Annotated in this window: 8 protein-coding genes and 1 pseudogene; 5 read left to right on the top strand and 4 right to left on the bottom strand. The window is 67.5% G+C overall.

Translation table 11 applies throughout. The features are described 5' to 3' along the window. Window positions 1-84 precede the first annotated feature (84 nt). Window positions 85-2,598, top strand: a complete 2,514-nt coding sequence (locus AB0I18_RS37935) for a DUF3516 domain-containing protein (protein ID WP_363110259.1) — start codon at window positions 85-87, stop codon at window positions 2,596-2,598. A gap of 19 nt (window positions 2,599-2,617) precedes the next feature. Next, complete coding sequence (locus AB0I18_RS37940) at window positions 2,618-3,490, top strand: acyl-CoA thioesterase II (protein ID WP_363110260.1); 873 nt, start codon at window positions 2,618-2,620, stop codon at window positions 3,488-3,490. A gap of 4 nt (window positions 3,491-3,494) precedes the next feature. Here the strand turns inward: AB0I18_RS37940 and AB0I18_RS37945 are convergent. Then, window positions 3,495-4,160 (bottom strand): annotated as a pseudogene (locus AB0I18_RS37945) (DUF6397 family protein); the annotation flags it as partial. Between the two features lie 194 nt (window positions 4,161-4,354). Then, the gene (locus AB0I18_RS37950; protein ID WP_363110261.1) at window positions 4,355-4,594 is read right to left on the bottom strand and encodes a hypothetical protein; all 240 of its coding nucleotides are present in this window, start codon (window positions 4,592-4,594) and stop codon (window positions 4,355-4,357) included. Window positions 4,595-4,839: 245 nt separating this feature from the next. Between AB0I18_RS37950 and AB0I18_RS37955 the strand changes: the two genes are divergently transcribed. Next, a complete protein-coding gene (locus AB0I18_RS37955; RefSeq protein ID WP_363110262.1) occupies window positions 4,840-5,082 on the top strand; it encodes a helix-turn-helix transcriptional regulator in 243 nt (80 codons plus the stop codon). Window positions 5,083-5,287: 205 nt separating this feature from the next. Here AB0I18_RS37955 and AB0I18_RS37960 read toward each other — a convergent pair whose 3' ends face one another. Next, window positions 5,288-5,563: a hypothetical protein gene (locus AB0I18_RS37960; RefSeq protein ID WP_363110263.1), complete on the bottom strand. Its 276-nt coding sequence runs from the start codon at window positions 5,561-5,563 to the stop codon at window positions 5,288-5,290. Window positions 5,564-5,723: 160 nt separating this feature from the next. Here AB0I18_RS37960 and AB0I18_RS37965 point away from each other — a divergent pair, with 160 nt between their 5' ends. Further along, on the top strand, window positions 5,724-5,969 hold the full coding sequence (locus AB0I18_RS37965; RefSeq protein ID WP_363110264.1) for a winged helix-turn-helix domain-containing protein: 246 nt from the start codon (window positions 5,724-5,726) through the stop codon (window positions 5,967-5,969). A gap of 34 nt (window positions 5,970-6,003) precedes the next feature. Then, entirely contained in the window at window positions 6,004-6,183 is a 180-nt protein-coding gene (locus tag AB0I18_RS37970) for a hypothetical protein (RefSeq protein ID WP_363110265.1), read from the top strand. Here the strand turns inward: AB0I18_RS37970 and AB0I18_RS37975 are convergent. Beyond that, window positions 6,180-6,389, bottom strand: a complete 210-nt coding sequence (locus AB0I18_RS37975; RefSeq protein ID WP_363110266.1) for a hypothetical protein — start codon at window positions 6,387-6,389, stop codon at window positions 6,180-6,182. The genes AB0I18_RS37970 and AB0I18_RS37975 overlap by 4 nt on opposite strands. Between the last annotated feature and the right edge of the window lie 300 nt (window positions 6,390-6,689).

Consider the following 6,689-nt stretch of genomic DNA (forward strand, 5'->3'; position numbering starts at 1 on the left):
CGTAGGCGCCACAGCGTAGCGTTCGTGATCTTCGGTCCCGCAGCCGATTCCCTCATCGAGTGGGATCACAGGCAAGATGGGAGCGTGACCCTTATCGATCAGCTGCCGCAGACCGCAGATCCCGACGCCCTCTACGAAGCCTTCGAGTCGTGGGCCGTGGAACGCGGTCTCACGCTCTATCCCCACCAGGAGGAGTCGCTGATCGAGGTGGTCTCGGGTGCGAACGTGATCGTGTCGACCCCCACCGGCTCGGGCAAGAGCATGATCGCCGCCGGTGCGCACTTCGCGGCGCTCGCCCGTGACGAGGTCACCTTCTACACGGCGCCGATCAAGGCCCTCGTCTCGGAGAAGTTCTTCGAGCTGTGCAAGATCTTCGGCACCGAGAACGTCGGCATGCTGACCGGCGACGCGTCCGTGAACGCCGACGCCCCCGTCATCTGCTGCACCGCCGAGGTCCTCGCGTCCATCGCGCTGCGCGACGGCAAGCGGGCCGACGTCGGCCAGGTCGTGATGGACGAGTTCCACTTCTACGCCGAGGCCGACCGCGGCTGGGCCTGGCAGATCCCGATCCTGGAGCTTCCGCAGGCCCAGTTCATCCTGATGTCGGCGACGCTGGGCGACGTCTCGATGTTCGAGGAGGACCTGACCCGGCGGACCGGCCGTCCCACCTCGGTGGTCCGCTCGGTGACCCGGCCCGTGCCCCTCTCCTACGAGTACCGGCTGAGCCCTCTCACGGAGACGCTCACCGAACTGCTCGAGACCAGGCAGGCGCCCGTCTACATCGTGCACTTCACCCAGGCCCAGGCCGTGGAGCGGGCCCAGGCGCTGATGAGCATCAACATGTGCACGCGCGAGGAGAAGGACCAGATCGCCGAGCTGATCGGCAATTTCCGCTTCACCACCAAGTTCGGCCGCAACCTCTCCCGTTACGTACGCCATGGCATCGGTGTGCACCATGCCGGAATGCTGCCCAAGTACCGGCGCCTGGTGGAGAAGCTGGCCCAGGCCGGTCTGCTGAAGGTCATCTGCGGCACGGACACCCTCGGTGTCGGCGTCAACGTCCCCATCCGCACGGTGCTGTTCACGGCCCTGGCGAAGTACGACGGCAACCGGGTGCGGACGCTGCGCGCGCGGGAGTTCCACCAGATCGCGGGCCGTGCCGGGCGGGCCGGCTTCGACACGGCGGGCTTCGTCGTGGCGCAGGCCCCCGAGCATGTCGTCGAGAACGAGAAGGCCCTCGCCAAGGCGGGCGACGATCCGAAGAAGCGTCGCAAGGTGGTCCGCAAGAAGGCTCCTGAAGGCTTCGTCGGCTGGACGGAGGGCACGTTCGAGAAGCTCATCTCCTCCGATCCGGAGCCGTTGACCTCGCGCTTCCGGGTCACGCACACGATGCTGCTGTCGGTGATCGCCCGCCCCGGCAACGCCTTCGACGCCATGCGGCATCTGCTGGAGGACAACCACGAGCCGCGCAAGCAGCAGCTGCGGCACATCCGCCGGGCGATCGCCATCTACCGCTCGCTCCTCGACGGCGGCGTCGTGGAGAAGCTCGACAAGCCGGACGCCGATGGCCGCATCGTGCGCCTCACCGTCGATCTGCAGCAGGACTTCGCCCTCAACCAGCCGCTGTCGACCTTCGCGCTCGCTTCGTTCGAGCTTCTCGACCCCGAATCCCCTTCGTACGCCCTGGACATGGTGTCCGTCGTCGAGTCCACGCTGGACGACCCCCGGCAGATCCTCGCCGCCCAGCAGAACAAGGCCCGCGGTGAGGCCGTCGCGGCGATGAAGGCGGACGGCGTCGAGTACGAGGACCGGATGGAGCGGCTCCAGGACGTGTCGTACCCCAAACCGCTGGAGGAACTGCTCTTCCACGCGTACGACACTTACCGCAAGAGCCATCCGTGGGTCGGCGACCATCCGCTGTCCCCGAAGTCCGTCATCCGCGACATGTACGAACGCGCCATGTCGTTCACGGAGTTCGTCTCCCACTACGAGCTCGCCCGCACCGAGGGAATCGTGCTGCGCTACCTGGCGAGTGCGTTCAAGGCCCTCGACCACACCGTCCCGGACGACCTCAAGTCCGAGGACCTGGAGGACCTGATCGCCTGGCTCGGCGAGATGGTGCGCCAGGTCGACTCCAGTCTCCTCGACGAGTGGGAACAGCTCGCCAACCCGGAGGTGATGACGGCCGAGGAGGCCCAGGAGAGGGCCGACCAGGTCAAGCCGGTCACCGCCAACGCGCGCGCCTTCCGCGTCCTCGTCCGCAACGCCATGTTCCGGCGCGTCGAGCTCGCCGCCTTGGACCACGTCAACGAACTGGGCGAGATGGACGCCGAGTCCGGCTGGGACGCCGATGCCTGGGGCGAGGCGATGGACAAGTACTGGGACGAGTACGACGACCTCGGAACCGGCCCCGACGCGCGCGGCCCCAAGCTCCTCCAGATCGAGGAGCAGCCGCAGAACGGCCTGTGGCGCGTCCGTCAGACCTTCGCGGACCCGAACGGCGATCACGACTGGGGCATCAGCGCGGAGATCGACCTCACGGCCTCCGACGCCGAGGGACGTGCCATCGTCAAGGTCACCGACGTCGGCCAGCTGTGAGCACAGGAGAACGCGACAGATGACGAACCCAGCGGAACGACTCGTCGACCTGCTCGATCTGGAGCAGATCGAGGTCAACATCTTCCGTGGCCGCAGCCCGCAGGAGTCCCTGCAGCGGGTCTTCGGCGGGCAGGTGGCGGGCCAGGCCCTGGTGGCCGCGGGCCGCACCACGGACGGGGAACGGCCCGTGCACTCGCTGCACGCGTACTTCCTGCGCCCGGGTCGGCCGGGCGTGCCGATCGTGTACCAGGTCGAACGGGTCCGCGACGGGCGGTCGTTCACCACGCGCCGCGTCACCGCCGTGCAGCAGGGCCGCACGATCTTCAATCTGACCGCCTCCTTCCACAAGCCTGAGGTAGGGAGCTTCGAGCACCAGCTGCCTCCGGCCCGTGAGGTGCCGGATCCTGAGTCGCTCCCGACCGTCACTCAGGAGATCAAGGAGCATCTGGGCGCGCTCCCCGAGACGCTGGAGCGTATGGCCCGGCGCCAGCCCTTCGACATCCGCTACGCGGACCGGCTGCGCTGGACCCCCGAGGAGATCGAGCACGCCGAGCCGCGCAGCGCCGTGTGGATGCGCGCGGTCGGGCCCCTGGGCGACGACCCCCTCGTCCACACGTGCGCGCTCACGTACGCGAGCGACATGACCCTCCTGGATGCCGTCCGCATCCCGGTGGAACCCCTCTGGGGACCCCGCGGTTACGACATGGCTTCCCTGGACCACGCCATGTGGTTCCACCGGCCGTTCCGCGCCGACGAGTGGTTCCTCTACGACCAGGAGTCGCCGATCGCGACGGGGGGCCGAGGGCTCGCCCGGGGCCGGATCTACGACCTGGAGGGACGCCTGCTCGTTTCGGTCGTCCAGGAGGGGTTGTTCCGCAAGCTCGAGGCCTGACGGCTCAGGGGTTTCTGCGGCGCAGCCAGCTGAGGAGACCCCGCGGTCGGTCTGGCTCCTCACCGGATCGCCGTTCCCCGCTCGTCGATCGCCGTTCCTCGACCGTCGATTGTCGTTCCTCGACGGTCTGCCGATTGTCGATGGAGGGCCACTCCTCGACGGGTCGTGGTCGCCGGCTCGTGGCCGGAGGCTCGGGCTTCGGTGTCGGTCGCGGCGCGGGCCGGTGCTCGCGTGCCTCCTCGACCAGGTTCGCCAGGTCGGACCGCAGCCAGCTGATCTCGTCCGGGTCCTGCGCCGACATGATGCGCGCGGCGACGTGGGCGGCGGGCGAGTCGGGCGCGCCATGGGTGGTCTGTTCGGGCCGGAAGCGGTTCATGTAGGCGCGTTCGTACGGATCCGCGACGATCTCCGCGACCTGCGCGGGATCGAGCAGGGACGCCACCGCCGCGGCCCGCGCCCAGGGGTCCTCGGTCTGCCGGAGCAGAAAACCCATGTGCCGTCCCCGCCAGTTCCGCGCCCGCAGGTCCAGGCCCGCGTCCAACTGGTCACGCAACCCCTCGGGCGTACGGCCGCTCAGCAGTGGGGCGTTGTCCTCGCTCGCCGCGAACTGCCGCAGCTCCTCGGCGAGGTACAGCCAGACCACCACCCGGTAGCGATTCAGATAGAATCTATTGTGGGGGTGGGCTCAGCATGAGGTTCGTCCGGTCACTCTCGCGTCTGGTCGCTGACCTGCATCCCGTGAACTCCTTTCAGTGCCCGTGACTTGAGATTCTCGCACTCCCTGACCGCTCTCCAGAGTGCCCTGCTCCCCAGATTCTCCCCAGCGAGAACCTCTTCAACTACCCTGCGGCCTGCAGGGACGCCCTATCCCAGCGCCTCGCCGGCGTGTCCCGGGATGTATTCGCTCCCCGCCCGTCGCGCAGCCTGCTCTCTTATGGTCTCCATAGCGAGGACGCAGTCGCGGCAGGCGCGGATCTCGTGCTCGCCGTCGAGCCGGGGGTGGAGTCGTTTCACGACGGTGGTGTCGACGGTGCCTCTGCCGGGATGCCTGAAGCAGACCCCTTCGCTCCACTGATAGAGGTCGAGGATCTCGTCGGTGTCCATGTCCGGGCTCCTGTGGGTGGGCGGCTGGGTTGTGGGGGTGGAGATCGAGTTCCCGCCTTGTTCAACGGAATGCGCTGGTCAGGGGTGGTTCACTCGATCGGGTGAACAAACTTTCGATTCGCTGAAACTACCTGAAGCCCTGCGGCATATGCCACACCGCAGGGCTGTCTATGATCCATCACGGTCGGACAGTGGCGACCATTTGGGTACTGACACAAGATCGTCTCAGCCACAGCGTTTGGTGGATGTCCCGCCGCCGCACCCCCCGACCCGACTGGGTCATCACCCGTCGAGTCACCCTCGGTCACCGCATCGCCGACCTCAGACGGCAAGCCGAGCTGTCACAGGAGCAACTGGCCCACCTCGCCGGCATGGAACGGCGCAGCATCCAGAGGTACGAGAACGCCCAGCGTGATCCCCAGTATTCGGACCTGCTGCTCATTGCCCACGCTCTTCGCGTTCACGTCACCGACCTCCTCGACGGCTAGCCGGTAGCGCGGCAAGGTCTGGGCGGCGCTACCGAATTCGAGTCAACACGCCTGCCACCGGCAGGGGAAGTGTGCCGGATGCATATATCTGCGTACATTCGGTGCGCCCCGCGTGAAGGTCTGACCTGCAGTGGAGCCGTGGCCAAACGTTCCTGCCGGTAACCCGATAACCCGTCCGCCGCGAGGTCTGGGCGGCGGCCGGGGGTTAGCGCGGTTCTATCGCCGCAGTGCGCGGCCAGGCGTTGCCGGTGTAGGCGTTGCGGTGGTCGCCGTCCTGGTGCGGGGGTTCGGTGCAGTGCACGCCGGTGTCAGGGTGTGCGACCCAGCAGACTCCGCGGGCTATTTCGTCGCGCCACCGGTCCGCCTTGGGGAGCTCGCGGTGGGGGCAGCGGAGGAGGCTGCCGTCGCGGATCGGCTGGTGGTCGGGCTTGCCGCACAGGCAGGGCTGTGGTGCGGGCTGTTCGCCTCTACGCTCATCCATGTCGACGCTCCGGTCTTCGTCGGCCACGCCCCCGGGCCGCTGTCGGGCGGCTGCGGGGGTCCTTCTGGTCTGGTCACCATACTCCGGCGGTATAGGGGGTATAGGCCGTCTAGGTCGTCTCGTCTCGCCTGTCGGGGTAGGCCCGCCTAGCGTTTGGATCATGAGGTGGGAGCCGGAGGTACCAAGGTGGCGGCAGGTGTACGCCGTGATGTCGGAGCGGATCCTAGACGGCACCTACACGCCCGGCGGCAGGCTCCCGTCCGGGATGGCGATCTGTGACGAGTTCGGGATTAGCCCGGTCACGGCGAAGCGCGTGTTGACGGAGCTGCGGAAGGCAGGACTCGCGTACATGCAGCCGGGGATTGGCACGTTCGTCACCGAGCTGCCGCAGCCGCCTTCGCCGTAGCCCGCTGTCCGAGCCCCGTCTTAGACTGATCGACATGCCCCCCACTCCCTCAACTCCGGCTCCGGTGCGGCCTGCTGCCGTGGTGGATGCCGAGATTCGGGCGTTGCTGGTGGCGGAGGGCGGCTGGTTGTGGGGGCCGACTCGGGCCCGGTATGAGCAGTTGCGGGATGAGTGGGTGGAAGCCGTCCGGGCCGAGGTCGTCGAGGCGGCCTAGCTCGTCTCGCCGGGCGGCCAGATGAAGTTGAGGACGCTGACGTGGCGCCGCGCGTCTAGGAGCCGGTCGATGTCGGGGTGGTCGGGTCGGGCGCGCATGCTGTCGAGGTTGGCGTCGATCGACTCGACGGTATCGACGTTGTACGTCACCCCGTAGACGCCATCCATGACGAGCTTCCCGTTGAGCATTCTGATGTGATCGGCCATCTCGCGACCCCCTCCTTGGTGCGCTGTCGTCTTGTCTGACGACACACCGCAGGGATCGTCCGGTGGGCTGGGTCGCGAGTTGCCGTCCGGGTCCCGCCGTCGGACGGCCACCGCTGCGCCCCTGGCGTGGAGGCTAGGCGGCTACCTGTGGGCGCACGCTGGCCAGCCATGCACGGGACGCCCTTGCGGGTGAGGGTACGCAGTCAGGCCCTGAGCAGAGAGAACGAGAACGAAGTAGAGGACAAACCAAACAAAACAACAGAAGCGGTAGCACCGAGGCGCGAGAAAAAAAAAAACAGA

Origin of the sequence: Streptomyces sp. NPDC050704, from assembly GCF_040654355.1 — a bacterium.
Taxonomy (GTDB): Bacteria; Actinomycetota; Actinomycetes; order Streptomycetales; family Streptomycetaceae; genus Streptomyces.

Bases quoted from the DNA above. Each gene is read 5' to 3' on its own strand.
- AB0I18_RS37940 (WP_363110260.1), top strand. From the start codon at position 2,618: ATGACGAACCCAGCGGAACGACTCGTCGACCTGCTCGATCTGGAGCAG.
- AB0I18_RS37950 (WP_363110261.1), bottom strand. From the start codon at position 4,594: ATGGACACCGACGAGATCCTCGACCTCTATCAGTGGAGCGAAGGGGTC.
- AB0I18_RS37955 (WP_363110262.1), top strand. From the start codon at position 4,840: ATGTCCCGCCGCCGCACCCCCCGACCCGACTGGGTCATCACCCGTCGA.
- AB0I18_RS37960 (WP_363110263.1), bottom strand. From the start codon at position 5,563: ATGGATGAGCGTAGAGGCGAACAGCCCGCACCACAGCCCTGCCTGTGC.
- AB0I18_RS37965 (WP_363110264.1), top strand. From the start codon at position 5,724: ATGAGGTGGGAGCCGGAGGTACCAAGGTGGCGGCAGGTGTACGCCGTG.
- AB0I18_RS37970 (WP_363110265.1), top strand. From the start codon at position 6,004: ATGCCCCCCACTCCCTCAACTCCGGCTCCGGTGCGGCCTGCTGCCGTG.
- AB0I18_RS37975 (WP_363110266.1), bottom strand. From the start codon at position 6,389: ATGGCCGATCACATCAGAATGCTCAACGGGAAGCTCGTCATGGATGGC.